The following is a 17953-nucleotide window of genomic DNA, read 5'->3' as shown; positions in this document are numbered from 1 at the left end:
CCGGTGCCGGGACGCTAGAGCAGCAGGTGGGCGAGCGGCGTGGCCAGCAGGATCGTCAGCATCACGCGTTCGACCCAGATCACCAGCAGCCGCCCCACGCTGATCGGGATCGAAGTGGCCAGGATCGAGGGGACCAGAGCCGAGAAGAAGATGATCTGGGAGACCGCGGTGACGCCCACGGTGAAGCGCAGCACCTCACTCTCGTGACCGGCGACGACGGTCGCCGGCAGGAACATCTCCGTGATGCCCACGGCGACGGCCTTCCCGGCCAGCGCCGGCTCCGGCAGTCCCACCAGGAAGGCGACGGGCACGAACAGCCAGCCCAGCAGGTCGAACACGGGCGTGTAGGTCGCCAGCAGCAGGCCGACGAGACCGACGGAGAGGATCGAGGGGACGATCGCCGAGGCCATCAGCACGCCGTCGGTGAGCGTCGACCAGCTGCCCCGGAGCACACCCGGTGCCCCGGCGAGGGCGCGCATCGCCTCGTCCCAGGCGTGGCGGAGCCGCTGGCCGTGGGCCACGGGCTCGGGCGCGTGCGCGACCCCCTCGAAGGGCTCGTCCGGGACCCCGCGCAGCGGGGGCAGGTGCGCGGTGATCGCGGTGACGGCGAAGGTGACCACGAGCGTGAGCAGGAAGTACAGGGTCCAGTGCTGCATGAGGTCGAGGGTGCTGGCCACGATGACCATGAACGTCGCCGAGACCGAGGAGAAGCCGGTCGCGATGATCGCGGCCTCCTTCCCCGTGTACCGGCCCTCGCGGTAGACCCGGTCGGTGATCAGCAGCCCCAGGGAGTAGGAGCCGACGAAGGAGGCGACGGCGTCGACCGCGGCGCGGCCCGGCACCCGCCACACCGGGCGCATGATCGGCTGGACCAGCACCCCGATGAACTCCATCAGCCCGTAGTTGATGAGGAAGGCGAGGAAGACCGCGCCCACGGGCACCAGCAGCCCGACGGGGATGGCGAGGCTCTCCCACAGGAACGGGCCGATGTCCGGGTTCGCCATCGGCCCCGGGTAGTAGCCCAGCGCCGCGCACACGGCGACGACCAGGCCGACGACGTTCGCGAGGGCGAACACGGTGCGCAGCGCGCTGCGGCGCCAGGAGCCGGTCAGGAAGGGGCGGACCGTCCCGACCACGACGAGCGCGACCACCACCCAGGGCACGGTGGGCCCCAGCACCCAGCGCACGAGGGTCAGCGCGTGGTCCACGAGGATCGTGGACTTCCCGCCGATCTCGACGCTCACGAAGAACATGAGCAGGCCGATCAGGCTGTAGACGACGAAGCGCCAGCGGTGGGGCGGCACCTGGCGCTGCTCGCCGTCGGCGGCGGTGACGGTGGCGGGACCGGTCGCGGTCACGGAGTCCGCGCGCGCGGCGGCTGAGGCCGCGAAGGGGCGGCGGGAGCGGGGGCGGGGCGACATCGGCGTCCTCCTCGGGCCGGGGTCAGGTGTGGCGCACGCCGGCGCGCCACACCTGGTGGGTCATCGGCATGCCGGGTCGGTATGCCAGGTGGATGGCCGCGGGGGCCTCGAGCACGTGCAGGTCGGCGCGGGCGCCGACGCCCAGGTGGCCGACGTCCGAGCGGCGCAGGGCGAGGGCCCCGCCGCGGGTGGCGGCGCGGATCGCCTCGGCCAGCGAGAGGTGCATCTGCAGCACGGCGGTGGCCACGCAGAAGCTCATGCCGCTCGTGTAGGAGGTGCCGGGGTTGCAGTTGCTGGCGATCGCGACGTGCGCGCCCGCGTCCACGAGCTCCCGGGCAGGCGCGAGGGGCGCGCGGGTGGAGAGATCGCAGGCGGGCAGGACGGTGGCGACCGTGGGGCCGGCATCGACCGCGAGCCGGCCCGGTCCCTCCCCGGGTGAGGTCGGGCGTGCGGCGGTCGCGGCGAGGGCCTCGACGTCCTCGCGTCCGAGGTGGTTGACGTGGTCGACGCTCGCCGCGTGCTCGTCGACCGCGAGGCGCACGCCCTGCTGGGCGGCCGAGAGCTGGTTGCCGTGCACGCGCAGCCCGAGGCCCGCGGCGCGGCCGGCCTCGAGCACCCGGCGGGAGGCCGCCGTGTCGAAGGCGCCGTCCTCGCAGAACACGTCGATCCAGCGCACGTTCCCGCGCAGCGACTGCAGCATCGGGCCGACGACGAGGTCGAGGTACTCCTCGGGTCCGGGTCGGCCGTCGGCGCCGTCGTACTCGGCGGGCACCAGGTGCGCGCCGAGGAAGGTGGCCTCGTCGAGTTGACCGCCCGCGACCAGGCGGGCGGCGAGCGCGGCGGCGCGGGATTCGTCCTCGACGGTGAGCCCGTAGCCGGTCTTGGTCTCGAGCGTCGTGGTGCCGCCCGCGACGGCCTCGGCGATGCGGCCGCGCACGAGGGCCTCCAGGCGGTCATCGCCTGCCGCCCGGGTCGCGTCGGTGGTGACCTGGATGCCGCCGGCGGCATAGGACTGGCCGGCCATCCTGGCCTCGAACTCGGCGGAGCGGTCGCCGTCGAAGATCAGGTGGGAGTGGGAGTCGACCCAGCCGGGCAGCACCGCGCGGCCCTCCAGGTCGATCCGCTCGTCGGCGGCCGGTGCCTGCGCGGCGGGGCCGGTCCAGGCCACGTGGTCGTCCTCGATGACGAGGGCAGCGTCGTGGAGGACCTGCCCCTCCGCGGCCCCGCGCTCGGTCGAGGGCGCTGCCGAGGGCGCGGTCGTGGGGTCCTCGAGGGCGGGGTCGAGGGTCCAGAGCTCGGAGATGCCGGTGAGCAGGGTGGTGGTCATGCGTCCTCCCAGAACGGTGCGATGGCCTCGCGCAGCAGGGTGCCGACGTCGCCGAGGCGGTGGCGGCCGTCGGCGACGATGCTCTCGCCGTCGCGGACCACGGTGGTGACGTCGGCGGCGGTCGCGCACAGCAGCACCTGCGAGGGGTCGCAGCCGGCCGTGCGCACGGAGTCCAGGCGGATCGTCACCAGGTCGCCGCGGGCGCCGGGCTCGAGGCGGCCGGCGTCCTCCCGGCCGAGCCCTTCGTGGCCGGTGGCCAGCGTGAGCAGGTCCTGCGGGGCGAAACGTCCGCGTTCGTTGGTGGTCAGGCGTTCGTGCATCTCGACGGCGCGCGCCTCCTCGACGAGGTCGACGACGGCGTGCTGATCGCTGCCCAGGGACAGCCGCACCCCGGCGTCGTGCAGGTCGCGGGCCGGGCCGATGCCGTCGGCGAGGTCGCGTTCGGTGGTGGGGCACAGGCTCACCCAGGAACGCTGCGCGCCGAGCAGGCGCACGTCCTCCTCGCTCAGGTGGGTCGCGTGCACGGCGGTGAGGTCGGGGCCGACGAGACCGGCCTCGTCCAGCAGCCCCACCGGGGTGAGGCCGTAGTGCTCGAGGCTCGCGCGGTTCTCGGCGGGCTGCTCGCTGATGTGGACGTGCAGCGGATCGATCCCCGTACCGGTGTCGCACACCTCGGGGACGACCGCGACGGCCTCCCGCAACTGGTCGAGGGGGACGGCCCGCACCGAGTGCAGTCCGGCGCCCACGCGGAAATCGCCCTCGGCGCGCAGGGCGCCCGCGCGCTCGGCCCAGGCGGCGACGTCTCCGTCGCCGAAGCGCAGCTGCTCCGGGGACAGCGGCGTGTGGCCCGAGGCGTCGAGACCACCCTGGAGATAGCAGGTGTCCAGGAGCGTCAGGGCCACGCCGGCCTCGGCGGCGGCCTGCTGCAGGGCGTGCCCCATCTCGTTGGGGTCCTCGTAGGGGACGCCGCCGGCCTGATGGTGGACGTAGTGGAACTCGCCGACGGCGGTGATGCCGGCGAGGGCCATCTCCGCATAGGTCGCCCTGGCCAGGGCCAGGTAGTTCTCGGGGTCCAGGCGAGCGGCGACGTGGTACATCCGCTCGCGCCAGGTCCAGAAGGTGCCGCCGTCGCCGTGGGTGCGTCCGCGCAGGGCGCGGTGGAAGGCGTGGCTGTGCGTGTTCGCGAGTCCCGGCAGCGTGACCCCGGGCAGGATCTCGTCGCCGGGCTGCTTCTCGGCCTGGTCGATGGTCGCGATGCGGCCGCCTGCATCCAGCACCACCCGCACGCCCGCAGCCGGTCCGCCGGGCAGCAGGGCGTGCTCGCACCAGAACGCTCTCGGAGCCCCTACCTGCGCACTCATGCCGCGAGGTCCTTCACGACCGTCAGCAGCGCCTCGACCCCGGCGTGGCAGTCCGCGGGCTCCGCGAACTCCTCGGGGGTGTGGGAGGCGCCGGTGGGATTGCGGACGAAGAGCATCGTGGTGGGCACGCCCGCCTGGGCGAGGATCCCGGCGTCGTGACCGGCGCCGGTGCCCAGCATCGGGGTGTCCGGTCCGAGCGCGTCGCGAACGCGGGTGGTCAGCGCGTCGTGGAAGCGGGTGGTCTCGGTCCAGGACTCCTCGCTGATCGCGTCGGGGAACATCGCCGTGAGGTCCTCGATCACGCCGCGCACGAGCGATTCCTGCGGTGAGCGGGCGTCGAGCCAGGCGGTGACGCTCGAGGGGATCGCGTTGACCCCGCCCGGGCGCACGTCGAGCTTGCCGACGGTCGCGACGCAGCGGTGCTCGCCGTCGCGGCGCGCCGCCGCCTCGCGGGCGGCGAGGGCGAACCGGGCGGCCTCGAGCATGGCGTCCTGGCGGTCGGCGAGCGCGGTGGTCCCGGCGTGGTCGGCGCGGCCGGTGAAGTCGGCGCGCCAGCGGCCGTGCGGCCAGATGTCGGTGCCGACGGCGACCGCGGAGGTGGCGGGGTCCATCAGGTCCAGGGCCCTCCCCTGCTCCACGTGCAGCTCGACGAAGGAGCCGATGCGGGCCAGGGCCGCCGGGTCCGCGCCGATCTCCGCGGTGCGGCCGGCGGCGCGCAGGGCCTCGGCCATGCTCACGCCGTCGGCGTCGGTCAGGCCCAGGGCCCGCTCCGGCGTCATCGCGCCGGTGAGCACGCGGGAGCCGGCGCAGGCGACGCCGAAGCGTGCGCCCTCCTCGTCGCCGAAGTTCACGACGCCGATGGGCACGCTCGGCGTGAAGCCGTGGTCCTTCAGCTCCCGCACGACGGAGAGCGCGGAGACCACGCCGAGCGGCCCGTCGTACGCCCCGCCGTCGGGAACGGAGTCCAGGTGCGAGCCGATGACGACACCGGGCGACCGGTCGGGGTCGCCCCACCAGGCCCACTGGTTGCCCATCCGGTCCTCGGTGAGGTCGAGCCCCAGCGCGGCGCACTCGCCGGCGAACCATTCGCGCAGCGTGTGGTCCTCGCGGGTCCAGGCATAGCGGCGGTACCCGCCGGTGCCCGAATGGCGGCCGACGGGCAGCAGCTGCGCCCAGCGGTGGTCGAAGTCCTCGACGATGCTCATGGCGCTCAGCCCTTGGTCGGCGCCGCGGTCGAGCCCGCCTTCGCGGACGCCTCGCGCTGGACGGCGTCGGGGTCCTCGGCGTCGCGGACGTGCGGGGTCATCGGCACCCGCACGCCGCGCTCCTCGGCGACCTCGGCGGCGCGGGAGTAGCCGGCGTCGACGTGGCGGATCACGCCCATGGCCGGGTCGTTGGTCAGCAGGCGCTCGAGCTTGCGGCCGGCGAGCTCGGTGCCGTCGGCCACGCCGACCTGGCCGGCGTGGATCGAGCGGCCGATGCCGACGCCGCCACCGTGATGGATGGAGACCCAGGTGGCACCCGAGGAGGTGGAGGTCAGGGCGTTCAGCAGCGGCCAGTCGGCGATCGCGTCGGAGCCGTCGATCATGGCCTCGGTCTCGCGGTAGGGGCTCGCCACGGAGCCGGAGTCGAGGTGGTCGCGGCCGATGACGATCGGGGCCTTGACCTTGCCGTCGCGCACCAGGTCGTTCAGCAGCTTCCCGGCCTTCGCGCGGTCGCCGTAGCCGAGCCAGCAGATGCGGGCCGGCAGACCCTCGAACTCGACGAACTCACCGGCGGCGTCGAGCCAGCGGTGCAGGTGCTCGTTCTCGGGGAAGAGCTCCTTGAGGGCGGCGTCGGTGACGGCGATGTCCTCGGGGTCGCCGGAGAGCGCGACCCAGCGGAACGGGCCGAGGCCCTCGCAGAACAACGGGCGGATGTAGGCGGGGACGAACCCGGGGAAGGCGAAGGCGCGCTCGCAACCGGCGTGGCGGGCCTCGTCGCGGATCGAGTTGCCGTAGTCGAAGACCTCGGCGCCCTCGTCCTGGAAGTCGACCATGGCCTGCACCTGCCGCGCCATGGACTCCCGCGACTTCTTGGTGAAGCCCTCCGGGTCGGCCTCGGCCTCCTCGTGCCAGCTGGTCACGTCGTGTTCGAGGGGCAGGTAGGACAGCGGGTCGTGGGCGCTGGTCTGGTCGGTGACGACGTCGATGCGGATGTCGCCGGCGCGGTGGCGTGCCAGCAGGGCGGGGAAGACGTCCGCCGCGTTGCCGACGATGCCGATGGAGACGGCGCGCTTCTCCTCGCGGGCGGCGTTCGCGCGGGCGATCGCGTCGTCGAGGTCGTCGGCGATCTCGGTGAGGTAGCGCTTGGCCACGCGCCGCTCGAGGCGGGTGCGGTCGACGTCGGCGATCAGGCAGACCCCGCCGTTCAGGGTGACGGCCAGGGGCTGGGCACCGCCCATGCCGCCGCAGCCGCCGGTGAGGGTGATGGTGCCCTCCAGGGTGCCGCCGAAGCGCTTGGCGCCCACGGCGGCGAAGGTCTCGAAGGTGCCCTGGAGGATGCCCTGGGTGGCGATGTAGATCCAGGACCCGGCGGTCATCTGGCCGTACATCATCAGGCCCTCGGCCTCGAGCCTGCGGAACTCGGGCCAGGTCGCCCAGTCGCCCACCAGGTTCGAGTTCGCGATCAGCACGCGGGGCGCCCATTCGTTGGTGCGCAGGATGCCGACGGGCTTGCCGGACTGGACCAGCAGCGTCTCGTCGTCCTCGATGTCGGCGAGGGAGGCGAGGATCGCGTCGTAGGCCTCCCAGGAGCGCGCGGCGCGGCCGGTGCCGCCGTAGACGACGAGGTCGTCGGGGCGCTCGGCGACCTCGGGGTCGAGGTTGTTCTGGAGCATCCGCAGCGGCGCCTCGGTCTGCCAGCTCTTCGCGGTGATCTCGGTGCCGCGCGGTGCGCGGACGGGGCGGGCTCCGGGAAGGTTCATCGTCGACTCCTGGCTCGTGGGCGGCTGAGAATGCTCCGACACAGGACAGCATCCCGGAGGTGCCGAGCACGAGAGGGAACGCCCGACCAGCGTCCGGTATACCGGATCCAGGCCGGTCCACCTCGCCGTCTGCTGGCGCTCAGGCACCGCGCGGCAGGGGTCGACCGCGCTCTGACCGGGATCAGTCGTGCTTCGCGACCCCGTCCTCGGCCGACGAGTCCCGCGCTCCCGCCCGCTCCTTGCGCACCAGCTCCCAGGTGCGCACGAGACGGGGGATGGTGAGGATCAGCAGGCCGCCGATCATGTTCAGCGGGATCACCCAGCTGAACCAGACCAGCCAGTCGCGGTAGGGGATGTCCGCTCCGGCGTGCATCGCGGCGAAGATGATCGCCGACGTCAGCGCGCCGTGGTCCATGGAGAGGCCGACCACGAGGAATCCGGAGATCAGGGAGTTCGCGAGGGTGGCGATGCCGTCGTTGGCGCCCTGGTTCATGCGGGTGATCAGCGTGATGGTGAAGCCGGCGAGCACGGCCAGACAGCCGGTCTCGACCGTCAGCCCGCTCTCGATGTACTTCATCGCGGTGTCCACGAGGATGTCGTCGAAGCGGGGGAACGCGGCGACCACGAGCCAGGTGAAGGCCCATCCGCCCACGATGTTCGTGACCAGGGTCGTCGCCCACAGGCGCAGCAGCTGGAGCCAGGTTCCGTGCCGGGCGACGACGGCGTTGATGGGCACGAGGAAGTCCTCGGTGAACAGTTCCGAGTGGGCGAGCCGCAGCGCGTACAGGCCGATGCCGAAGGCGAGGCCGCCCAGCAGCTTCGAACCGGTCGCGTCGAGCACGGCGAGCATCGCCAGCAGACCGATGCCCACGTCGATCCCGCCGAAGAGGCCGGTGACCACGAGGGCGCGCCAGGTGCGGTTCAGCCGGTTCGCGCCCTCGGTGACCGTGTTCTCGAACTCCTGGGCGAGCTTGTCCTCGACGGGCTCGTCGCTCGCTCCGAGCCGGCGGCGCTCCTCGGCCTCGGACTGCCGTGAATGGTCGGCCATCAGCTGCTCGCTCTCCTCGAAGGACCCAGCGCTCCCGGCTGATCGGCGCGCCGACGGACTCAGCTCCCCAGCGTGATCAGCGCTCCAGCCAGCTGTCGAGGGTGAGGTCGTCGACCACGAGATTCCTCTCCTGCGGGATCAGCACGCCACCGGCCAGGGCCCGCCCCAGATAGGGCAGCTCGGTCACCACGCGCGGCGAGAGGTCCTCGATGTCACCCCGTGCGGCGAGGGTCTTCCGCACCAGCTGCGCGGTCGTCATCACCTCGGGGCCGCACACCGCCACGATCCGGTTGGCCGGGTCCTCGCCGTCGTCGGTGGCCAGGCGCGCATTCTGCCCGGGCCGGATCTCCGGCACCTCGCCGTGACCGGTCGCGATGATCTCCTCGGCGATGTGGTCGGCGGCCCTCTCGGCCGCCACCGGCGCCATCTTCATCGTGGGCAGCACGGCGATCGGGCCGACGCTCGCCTGCGGAAGGATCAGGGAGGCGAACTCGAACCACTGGGTCGAGCGGACGATCGTGGTGGGGACCGGGGCGGCTCGATAGGCGCGCTCCTGGGCGGACTTGCCGCGGTAGTAGCCGAAGCGCTTGCCCGCACCGGCCCGGGTGACGCCCGCGATCGAGATGCACACGACCCGTCCGACGCCTTCCTTCTTCGCCGCCGCCGCGATGTTCTTCGCGCTGGTGGCGAAGAAGGGCACGGCGCGGGAGGCGCGGAAGCTGGCGATATTGGTCGCATCGACGACGACGTCGGCCCCGGCGATCGCGCCCTGGAGGCCCTCGCCGGTGGCGGTGTCGACCCCCGAGGCGCTCCTGCTCAGACGGCGCACCGTCTGGCCGCCGCCCTCCAAGCGGTCGGCGACGAGGCGGCCGATGGTCCCTGTGGCTCCGAGAACAGCGATGTCCATGCCGCCACTGTAGAGCCGAGACGAGGGTGCGTGGGCGCGAGGGCGATGCCGCGGACACCGCTGTTCACGATCCGGCCACGCGCCCGCGCACGGATCGTCGGCCGCGGCCGGGCGCTGTCGGGATCGATCGGGTGTCAGCCGGCGGGTGTGGGCACGTGGCCGTGCGTCCACCGGCCGCCGGAGAGCGTGTACTCGATCCGGGTGTGCTTGCGGTCCTCGCGGGCCTGCATGAACTCGTACTCGCTCGGGACCAGGGCATAGACCTGCCAGTCGGGGTTCGGCTCGCCCGTGAAGTTCGGCCGCGAGCCCCAGTCGGCCTGCGAGATCTCCTTGCTCAGGGCGGCGACGGTGCCGGTGATCCGCACCTGCCGTCCGGACTCGCGCCAGAAGAAGACCATCGAGGCGCGGTCGTCCTCGGCCAGCTGCTCCCCCTTGCGGGAGGTGCGATGGGTCGAGACTTGGTACCCGTTCTCGTCGATGTCCTTGAGGATCAGGGTCCGGCCGACGGGGAACCCCGAGGCGTCCAGCGACGTGAACGTCATCGCGTGCGGCTGCCGGGCTCCGCTCGCGATCGCGTCCTCGAGCCAGTCCAGGAACAGGGCCTGCGGATTCTCGGGGACGGCATCGCCGTCCAGCACCGGCAGGTCCGGCGGGAAGCCGGGCAGGGCACGCAGTCGGTCGCGGAGCTCGCTCATCGTCGTCAGGTCCTCGTCTCGTCAGCGCAGGGCACCGTGGGCCCCGGATCCCTGACCACTGTACGAGCCGGCAAGGCCTGCGAGGGCGTCAGGGGCTCACGCGGGCCCGCGCGCCCCGACGGCCGGCCTCACGGGCTCCCCGAGGTGACCTCGTACTCGCCCGACGGGGTACCGGTGGTCACCTCGATCTCGTGCGGCACCTCCGGGAGGTCGAGCTCCTCGTACGCCTCACCGGTCTCGATGTCGACCATGGTCAGCTTCTTGTTCTCCGGGTCGACGACGAAGGCGGTGCCGTCGGCGACCGAGAGCATCGGTCCGGGCTCCTGCCACTGGTCGGGCTCGGTCCACTTCTCGGCCACCGTCGTCTCGTGCAGGACCTTCCCGCTCTCGGGGTCGAGGATGTTCAGCTCGCCGTCGGCGGTGAGCACGAGCGCCTCGCCGTCGGGCCCGCGGTCCAGCGAGCGGAACCAGTACTCCGAGCCCAGGTCGACGGTGTCGAAGGAGCCGTCGCGGGTGTCGAGCAGGCCCACCGTCGTGGGGCGCTCGATGCCGCCCTCGGGGTCCTTCTCGACCTTGTAATCGGTGAGCACGACGGGTGAGTCGTCGTGGCCCTTCTGATTGCCCGACCGCTGGAAGTCCTCCGTCACGTCGATCTTGTGGAACGCCCCGTCCTTGTACATGACGGGGCCGTTCTCGCAGCCCAGCGTGATCACGTCGCCGCCGCCCCCCGTGGCCTTCGCAGCCGCCTCGCCGTGGACGCCGGGGCAGTCCTCGGTCTTCGCGGTGACCGTGCCCTCTGCGTCCTCGACGACGACGGCGTGACGGTCCTCCTCGGTGCCCACGGTGTGCAGCAACGACCCGTCGGAGAGCGGGACCGCGACACCGTGGTGCGGGGCGTCGGTCCTGGTCCCGACGGTCTTCCCGAGGGTCCCCTCGGCGAGGGACGAGGGGTCGAAGACGGTGATCTGACCGGTCCCGTCGGCGAAGGTCGCGGTGCGGTCGCCGTGGGGGACCACGTGCCCCGGCTCCTCCGCGGAGATCGCGGCTTCCGGGAGCTGCGTCGGATCCTGCGTGTAGTAGTGGAAGTGGTCGCCGTGGGCCCGAGCGATGAGACCCGTGTCGTACGGCGTGATCGTGGACCCGGCACTGACCATGACCGTGCGTCCGTCACCCGCGGGATTCAGCCGCGCGTAGCCCCCGACATCGGTCTCGTCGACGACCTCGCCGTCCGAGGAGTCCAGCGTGGTCACACCACCGTCGTGGGCGAGGACGATGCGCGGGGTGAGCGCCCCGACCTCCGTGCGGCTCGAGGCGGCCGCCGACGACGACTTCCTCGACTCCTCACCATCGGAGGCGGAGTCCCCGTCGCCCGCGCCGCACCCGGACAGCGCGAGCATCGCAGCGGAGACGGAGGCGGCGAGGTATCCCCGACGTCGCCGCTTGGTGAGAATGGTTCCCGAGTGCGTCATGCGCAGGACAGTAGCACGTCCTGAGAATGCTTCTCATGTCAGTCCCGGTCGTCCGGTCCTCCGCAGTAGGCTCGACGCACCCGCGAGCCGCCAGGAGGCCACGATGACCAGCAGGTCCTCGCCGTCACCCCCATTCGTCGCATCCGACGACATGGGTGACCGGATCCGCCGCGCCTGGCGCGAAGGGGCCTTGCTCCCGCCGCCGCGCGAGGGCGGTCGCGAGCACCGCCGCTCCGGCCCACCCGAGCAGCCCCGCCTCACTTCCGCCGACGGCGAGGCGCAGGTGCAGCTGCTGGGAACGGGCGAGACCTTCGCCGCCTGGCACCTGAGCGCGCCCGACGGCGCAGAGCTGATGGTGCGGATCCCCTGGCATGCGCCCGCGCATCCGCTGTCGGACGAGATCGCCGCGCTCGCGCAGGTCCCGGCGGGCGTCGGCCCCCGGCCCGTCGCCCTGCACGAGAGCGCCGAGGCCAGCCCACTGGGCGTCCCGTACCTGGTCACGACGCCGATCGCGGGGCGGATCCTGATGCCGGGAGCCTGGGATCGACCCCACCTGCTCGCGCACGCCGATCGCCTCGCGCAGCTCCATCGGGTCACGACCCCGGGCCGGGGCCCCGTCGCGCTCGGTGCGGACCCGTGGGAGCGGATGAGCGCCGCCCGGCTCTCGCTCCCCGAGCTGTTCGCGGCGGATACGCAGCATGTGGACGCAGCGGTGCTCGACCTCGCCGGCGGCCCGGCGCTCCTGCACGCCGCCGAGCGCGCACTCCGGGCGAGCGACCCCGCCTTCGCCGACCTCGAGGGCTTCGTGCTCAGCCACGGGGACCTGTGCGCGACCAACATCGTGTGGCAGGGGACGCCGACAGCGTCCCTACCGGGCTACATCGACTTCGAATGGGCGATGGGCGACGACCCGGCGCGCGATCTCGCGATCATCGGCGGCTCCGTGCACGGAGGGCCCTGGTACGTGCCCCTCGGGGGCGAGGACCTCGATGCCTTCGTCGACCGCTACCTCGGCGCGCGCACGCAGCCCGAGGATGCGCCCGCTCCCCCGCGCGTCGAGGGCCGTGCCCAACTCTCGCCGGCGCCGGTGCTCGATCCGGCGGGCCTCCGGTCCCGACGCGATGCGTGGGAGGTCTACGAGAAGACGGCCATGCTGCTGCACGTGGCCGGGCGGGTGCGCGACGAGACCGTCGAGGAGTGCGCCGACGACGCCGGCACGACCACCCCGTACCGCCGGGCGCTGCCCGTGCTGCAATCCACCCTGGCGGCGCGGCTCGGCGGGGAGGCGTAGGCCGCGGGTGCTCGACGACCGTGGCCGGTGCGACCGGCGCGGCCGGCAGGGCCGGCGCGGCACGCGACCACCCGGCCACCCCGGGCGCTTTGCCCCGGGGCGGCCGAGCAGGAGCGATCAGATGACGCCGAAGGCGATCATCGCGTCGGCCACCTTGCGGAAGCCGGCGACGTTCGCGCCCACCACGTAGTCACCGGGGCGGCCGTACTCCTCGGCCGTCTCCAGGCAGGTGCGGTGGATGCCGACCATGATGTCGGTCAGTCGGTCCTCGGTGTAGCCGAAGGACCAGGTGTCGCGCGAGGCGTTCTGCTGCATCTCCAGGGCGCTGGTGGCCACGCCGCCGGCGTTCGCCGCCTTGCCCGGACCGTAGGCCGTGCCGGCCTCGCGGAAGACGTCGACGGCGTCGGGGGTGCAGGGCATGTTGGCGCCCTCGGAGACCGCCTTGACCCCGTTCTTGACCAGGGTGCGGGCGGCATCGGCATCGAGCTCGTTCTGGGTCGCGCTCGGCAGGGCGATGTCCACGGGGACGTCCCACACGCTGCCGTTCTCCACGAAGCGCGAGCGGCCGCCGCGGCGGTCCACGTACTCGCTGATGCGCCCGCGCTCGACCTCCTTGATCTGCTTGAGCAGGTCCAGGTCCAGGCCGTCCTCGTCCACGACGTAGCCGGAAGAGTCCGAGGCGGTGACGGCGATGCCGCCCAGCTGGGCGGTCTTCTCGGCCGCGTAGATCGCGACGTTGCCCGAGCCGGAGATCGCCACGCGGCGCCCGTCGAAGGACTCGCCGCGGGCCTTGAGCATCTCGTCGGCGAAGATGGCCGCGCCGTAGCCGGTGGCCTCCTTGCGCACGAGCGAGCCGCCCCAGTCCAGGCCCTTGCCGGTCAGGGTGCCGGCCTCGTACTTGTTGGTCAGGCGCTTGAACTGGCCGAACAGGTAGCCGATCTCGCGGGCGCCCACGCCGATGTCGCCGGCGGGGACGTCGGTGTACTCGCCGATGTGGCGGTGCAGCTCGGTCATGAACGACTGGCAGAAGCGCATGACCTCGCCGTCGCTGCGGCCGTGGGGGTCGAAGTCGGACCCGCCCTTGCCGCCGCCGATGGGCAGACCGGTCAGGGAGTTCTTGAAGATCTGCTCGAAGCCGAGGAACTTCACGATGCCGACGTTGACCGAGGGGTGGAAGCGGAGCCCGCCCTTGTACGGTCCGAGCGCCGAGTTGTACTCGACGCGGAAACCGCGGTTGACCTGCACGGTGCCCTCGTCGTCGACCCAGGGGACGCGGAAGATGATCTGGCGTTCCGGTTCGCACAGGCGGGTGATGATGCCCTGGTCGGTGTACTCGGGATGGCGGCCCTGGATGACCTCCAGCGACGAGAACACCTCCCGCACTGCCTGGTGGAACTCCGGCTCTCCCGGGTTGCGACGCAGCACGGCGTCGTAGGTCTCCTGCAGGGACGAATCGAGCATCGCGGTCCTTTCGCTAGGAACAGGTCTCAGGCATTCGGGGCCTCCGGGGCACGGCGCGCACGCCGCGCCTCTCGGGGCACTCCGTCCACCCTACGACCTCGCAGGTCTCAGTGGTCGGGACGACCATCCTGCGGAACGGACAGTTCGGACGGGGGCGAGGTCCGGTGCGGGGCCGGGCAGGGTCCGGTGCGGCGGGATCGCGAGGCACGAGGCCGCGACCGGGCGACGGTGGATCGGTTCTCGGCCGAGCTCCGGGACGAAGCTTCCGACGGCGCGCAGGGGGCGAACTTCCGACGGAGCGCCGGGGGCCGGCCGGCCGATCGCGCCTCACCCGAGGCGAGAGTTCTCCGATGGCGCCCGGTGAGGTCTCACCGCTCCCCACGCCGTGAACCCTCAGTGGGAGCCATCGGCCGACGCCCGCTCCGCCGCCGAACGCCCCACCGACGCCCGCCCCACCACCGCCACTGCCGAGCGCTGCCACCGACGTTCCCGCGGAGTGTACGCTCGTACACATGCCGGAGTCCCCCTCGCTCCCCGTCGAGCACGTGCGACGCGCTCGGCGGGCCGTCGCCGCGCTGTTCCTCACCAATGGCGCCCTGCTGGCGAACGTGCTGCCCCGCTACCCCGAGATCAAACAGCAGCTGGCGCTGGAGAACTCGACGTACGGGCTGGCCATTGCTGCTTTCCCCACCGGAGCGATCCTCGCCGGCCTCGCCGCGGCGCCTGCGATCCGATGGCTCGGTTCGGCCCGCGCCGCGACCATCGGGACCGTGCTCACGGCCCTCGCACTGCTGGCCGTCTCCGCCGCGCCCTCGGCCCCGCTCCTCGCCCTCGCGCTCGGTCTCGCGGGGGCGTGCGACGCGATCACCGACGTCGCCCAGAACGCTCACGGGCTGCGTGTGCAGCGCACCTACCGGCGCTCGATCCTCAACTCGTTCCATGCGGTCTGGTCGATGGGCGCCGTGCTCGGCGGGTCGATGGCCGCTGCGGCGATCGCCCTGCAGGTGCCCCTCGGGCTGCACCTCATGATCTCCGCCCTGCTGTTCGCGGTGGTCTCCCTCGTGGCGCTGCGCTCCTGCCTGCCCGGCGCGGACGAAGAAGCACGCGACACGTCGGCCGCTTCACCGGCGGACGCCACCGACGTCGCTCCCGGGAACCCGGGGCGCACCCGCCACGCACCCGCGGTCCCCGCCCGCACCCTCCTGGTCCTCGCCGCGCTGGTGGTGCTCGCGATCGGCGGGACCCTGGTCGAGGACTCGGGCAACTCGTGGGCGGCGCTGTTCCTCGGCCGTGACCTCGGCGCGAGCGCCGCTGTCGCCGCCTACGGGTACATCGCGCTGGTCGGGGCGCAGTTCGTCGGACGTCTGATCGGGGACCGCATGGTCGACCGGTTCGGGCAGCGGGCCGTCGCCCGCGCGGGCGGGGTCCTGATCGCGGTGGGCATGGGCGCGGCCCTCGCGGTCGCGACCGTGCCCGCCGTGATCGTCGGCTTCGCTGCCGCGGGTCTCGGCTGCGCGACGCTGGTCCCGGCGGCGATGGGCCAGGCCGACGAGCTCCCCGGGCTTCGGCACGGGACCGGTCTGACGGTGGTCTCCTGGCTCATGCGTCTGGGGTTCCTGGCCTCCCCGCCGGTGGTCGGCCTCGTCGCCGACGCCGCGTCACTGCGCGTGGGTCTGCTGGTGGTGCCGCTCGCGGGGCTCGCCGTCGTGGTCTCGGCGAGCGCACTGCACGGCCGACGGGTCTGACGCGGGAGAAACCGTCCGCGTCACTCGCCGGGCGCGCCCACCCCGCCGCTCCCGCGGGCGATCCTCGTGAGCGCGTCCGCTGCGAGGCCCTCTGCCGAGGGGTCGGCGTGCAGGGCGCGGTGGATCGTGAGGCCCTCGTTCATGGCATCGAGGAGCTGCGCGGTGCGCTCGTCGACGAAGGGCTCGAGGGTCGCGCGGGTACGGGCCATCCAGGCGGTGGTGATGTCGCGGAACTCCGGTCTGCGCGCGGCGAGGGTGTAGAGCTCGAGGGTGAGGATCAGTTCGCGCTGGGTGCCGAAGACGTCCTCGTCGATGTTGCGTCCGAACTCGGCGAGCGCCCCGTCGCGATGGTCGGCCCCGGCCATGCGCCGCTCGGCCTTCTGCGCGACCGAGTCGGCGAATCGGGTGAAGGCCTCCCGCAGCAGCTCGTCCATGCCCGCGAAGTGGTAGGTCATCGAGCCGAGAGGGACGTCGGCCGCCGCGGCGACGCGGCGGTGCGAGGTGCCCGCGAGCCCGTGCTCGGCGATCACCTCGAGGCACGCGTCGATGATGCGATCGCGTCGGTCCGGGTCGTGGCGCCGCGTGCGGGTCCCGGGCGCGCGGGATCGGGGATCGGAGCTGCTCACACGTGCGAGCCTAGCGGCGGCCGACGCCTCCCGGCCCCTCGGACCTCCTCAGACCCCCACACCCTCGAACGCCCCGCGGAACCGCGCGGCCGGATGCGTCTCGGGCACCCGGTCCGTGCCCGAGACGCGCCGGCGCAGGGTGCCGTCGCGCTCCGGCAGGCGCCCGCGCTCGCGCAGGATCGGCGAGACCAGCTGCGCGAAGTCCCGCACGGTGTCGAAGGAGTGGTACTGGCGCAGGTTGATGCCGTCGATGCCGTCGGCGTCGAGCCAGTGCTCGATCGCGTCGGCGACGACCTCGGGCGTCCCGGCGACGAAGAAGCGGTCCTGCCAGGCCTCGTCGACCGCATCGAGGAGGTCCCCGATCGTGTCCCCCTCGCTCCGGCGGCCGATGGGGGTGTCGGCCGGCAGTCCCTCGACCTCGAGGGCCTCGGCGATGGTGCGCTCGCGCGGGTGGTCGAGGGCCCGGATCGGCACGGACTGGTGCACGAGCATGCCCTCGGTCGAGCGGTGCTCGTGGTACTGGGCGAGCTTCGCGTCGACCTCCTCCTGGGTGGGTGCGGTGATCACGGCGGCCTGCACCACGAACTTCGGGTCCGAGGCGTCCCGGCCGGCGGCGACGGCGGCCTCGCGGACGGCCGGGACCGTGCGCTCGAGCAGCGGGCCGTGGGTGAAGACGATCTCGGCGTGCTCCCCGGCCCGCTTCGCCCCCGCGGGTGAGGCGGTGGCGAGGATCAGCGTGGGGGTGCGCTGCGGGGAGGGCTCGGCCAGGTGGGGGCCCGCCACGCGGAAGTTCTCGCCCTCGTGGTTGATCCGGTGCACCTTCGAGGGGTCGGTGTAGACCGCGCCCTCGGCGTCGCGCAGCACGGCGCCGTCGTCCCATGAGCCCTCCCACAGCTTGTAGAGGACCTCGAGGTACTCGTCGGCGATCTCGTAGCGGTGGTCGTGCTCGATCTCCTCGGCCAGCCCGAAGTTGCGGGCGGCGTTGGGCAGGTAGGAGGTGACGATGTTCCAGCCCACACGACCGTCGGTGAGGTGGTCGAGGGTCGACATCCGCCGGGCGAAGGCGAAGGGCGGCTCGTAGCTCGTGGAGTAGGTGATCCCGAAGCCCAGGCGCTCGGTGACCGCGGCCATCGCGGGAACCACCAGCATGGGGTCGTTGCTGGGGATCTGCAGGCCCTCCCGCAGGGCGGTCTCGGCGGAGCCGCCGTAGACGTCGTAGGCGCCCTGGACGTCGGCCAGGAAGATCGCGGTGAACCCGCCCTCCTCGGCGATCTGCGCGAGCTCGGTCCAGTAGTCCAGGTCGGTGTAGCGGTGCCGGTTGTTCCCGGGCAGGCGCCACAGGCCGTGGGTGATGTGGCCGACGCAGTTCATCTCGAACAGGTTGAGGATCAGCGGTTTGGGCGACATGGACCGTCCTGGATCGTGAGCGGGAAGCGGGCGCGAGGGCAGGGCGGCGTCCGATCACGACGGTGATCGCGCGCACCCTCTCCGGAACCCTCCGCGCCGCAGGGGTCCCGGCGCATCCCGTGTGACGGTCCATGACGGATCAGCCCCGGGTGCGGCGGCGAGCCTACGTGCCATGTCGCAGGCCGTCACATTTCTTTGGCATGCCATCACGCCTCCTTATCGTCGACGAG

At 72.7% G+C, this 17953-nt stretch carries 14 protein-coding genes; 2 read left to right on the top strand and 12 right to left on the bottom strand.

What is annotated here, in order from left to right; all coding sequences use genetic code 11:
• Positions 1-14: 14 nt before the first annotated feature.
• The 9 genes from DEO23_RS09400 to DEO23_RS09360 form a co-directional block, all read right to left on the bottom strand.
• A complete protein-coding gene (locus tag DEO23_RS09400) occupies positions 15-1421 on the bottom strand; it encodes a YjiH family protein (RefSeq protein WP_109275773.1) in 1407 nt (468 codons plus the stop codon).
• A 22-nt stretch (positions 1422-1443) separates the two neighbouring features.
• Positions 1444-2748, bottom strand: a complete 1305-nt coding sequence (locus DEO23_RS09395) for an amidohydrolase family protein (protein WP_109275772.1) — start codon at positions 2746-2748, stop codon at positions 1444-1446.
• Positions 2745-4109 carry a formimidoylglutamate deiminase gene (locus tag DEO23_RS09390; protein WP_109275771.1) on the bottom strand — a complete coding sequence of 455 codons (1365 nt, stop codon included), beginning with the start codon at positions 4107-4109 and terminating at the stop codon, positions 2745-2747. The genes DEO23_RS09395 and DEO23_RS09390 overlap by 4 nt, the downstream gene beginning before the upstream one ends.
• On the bottom strand, positions 4106-5314 hold the full coding sequence (locus tag DEO23_RS09385; protein WP_109275770.1) for an allantoate amidohydrolase: 1209 nt from the start codon (positions 5312-5314) through the stop codon (positions 4106-4108). The genes DEO23_RS09390 and DEO23_RS09385 overlap by 4 nt, the downstream gene beginning before the upstream one ends.
• A 5-nt stretch (positions 5315-5319) precedes the next feature.
• On the bottom strand, positions 5320-7074 hold the full coding sequence (hutU, locus tag DEO23_RS09380; protein WP_109275769.1) for a urocanate hydratase: 1755 nt from the start codon (positions 7072-7074) through the stop codon (positions 5320-5322).
• 181 nt (positions 7075-7255) lie between these two features.
• Entirely contained in the window at positions 7256-8122 is an 867-nt protein-coding gene (locus DEO23_RS09375) for a formate/nitrite transporter family protein (RefSeq protein ID WP_109275768.1), read from the bottom strand.
• A 76-nt stretch (positions 8123-8198) separates the two neighbouring features.
• Positions 8199-9029, bottom strand: coding sequence for an SDR family oxidoreductase (locus DEO23_RS09370; protein ID WP_109275767.1), 831 nt, complete (start codon positions 9027-9029; stop codon positions 8199-8201).
• 134 nt (positions 9030-9163) lie between these two features.
• A complete protein-coding gene (locus tag DEO23_RS09365; RefSeq protein WP_109275766.1) occupies positions 9164-9724 on the bottom strand; it encodes a pyridoxine/pyridoxamine 5'-phosphate oxidase in 561 nt (186 codons plus the stop codon).
• 128 nt (positions 9725-9852) lie between these two features.
• The gene (locus tag DEO23_RS09360; RefSeq protein WP_109275765.1) at positions 9853-11193 is read right to left on the bottom strand and encodes a PQQ-binding-like beta-propeller repeat protein; all 1341 of its coding nucleotides are present in this window, start codon (positions 11191-11193) and stop codon (positions 9853-9855) included.
• 103 nt (positions 11194-11296) lie between these two features.
• Here DEO23_RS09360 and DEO23_RS09355 point away from each other — a divergent pair, with 103 nt between their 5' ends.
• Complete coding sequence (locus DEO23_RS09355; RefSeq protein ID WP_109275764.1) at positions 11297-12484, top strand: phosphotransferase family protein; 1188 nt, start codon at positions 11297-11299, stop codon at positions 12482-12484.
• A 117-nt stretch (positions 12485-12601) separates the two neighbouring features.
• On the opposite strand, the gene gdhA is transcribed toward DEO23_RS09355, so the two are convergent.
• Positions 12602-13945 (bottom strand): NADP-specific glutamate dehydrogenase, encoded by a 1344-nt coding sequence (gene gdhA / locus DEO23_RS09350; RefSeq protein WP_109275763.1) that lies wholly within the window; start codon positions 13943-13945, stop codon positions 12602-12604.
• A 512-nt stretch (positions 13946-14457) separates the two neighbouring features.
• Here gdhA and DEO23_RS09345 point away from each other — a divergent pair.
• Complete coding sequence (locus DEO23_RS09345) at positions 14458-15690, top strand: MFS transporter (RefSeq protein ID WP_109275762.1); 1233 nt, start codon at positions 14458-14460, stop codon at positions 15688-15690.
• A 20-nt stretch (positions 15691-15710) separates the two neighbouring features.
• On the opposite strand, the gene DEO23_RS09340 is transcribed toward DEO23_RS09345, so the two are convergent.
• Both DEO23_RS09340 and DEO23_RS09335 read right to left on the bottom strand, forming a co-directional pair.
• Complete coding sequence (locus tag DEO23_RS09340; protein ID WP_109275761.1) at positions 15711-16316, bottom strand: TetR/AcrR family transcriptional regulator; 606 nt, start codon at positions 16314-16316, stop codon at positions 15711-15713.
• A gap of 48 nt (positions 16317-16364) precedes the next feature.
• Positions 16365-17723 carry an NtaA/DmoA family FMN-dependent monooxygenase gene (locus DEO23_RS09335; RefSeq protein WP_109275760.1) on the bottom strand — a complete coding sequence of 453 codons (1359 nt, stop codon included), beginning with the start codon at positions 17721-17723 and terminating at the stop codon, positions 16365-16367.
• Between the last annotated feature and the right edge of the window lie 230 nt (positions 17724-17953).

Source organism: Brachybacterium endophyticum (assembly GCF_003130585.1).
GTDB lineage: Bacteria > Actinomycetota > Actinomycetes > Actinomycetales > Dermabacteraceae > Brachybacterium > Brachybacterium endophyticum.
This window is presented reverse-complemented; position numbering and strand designations above follow the sequence as displayed.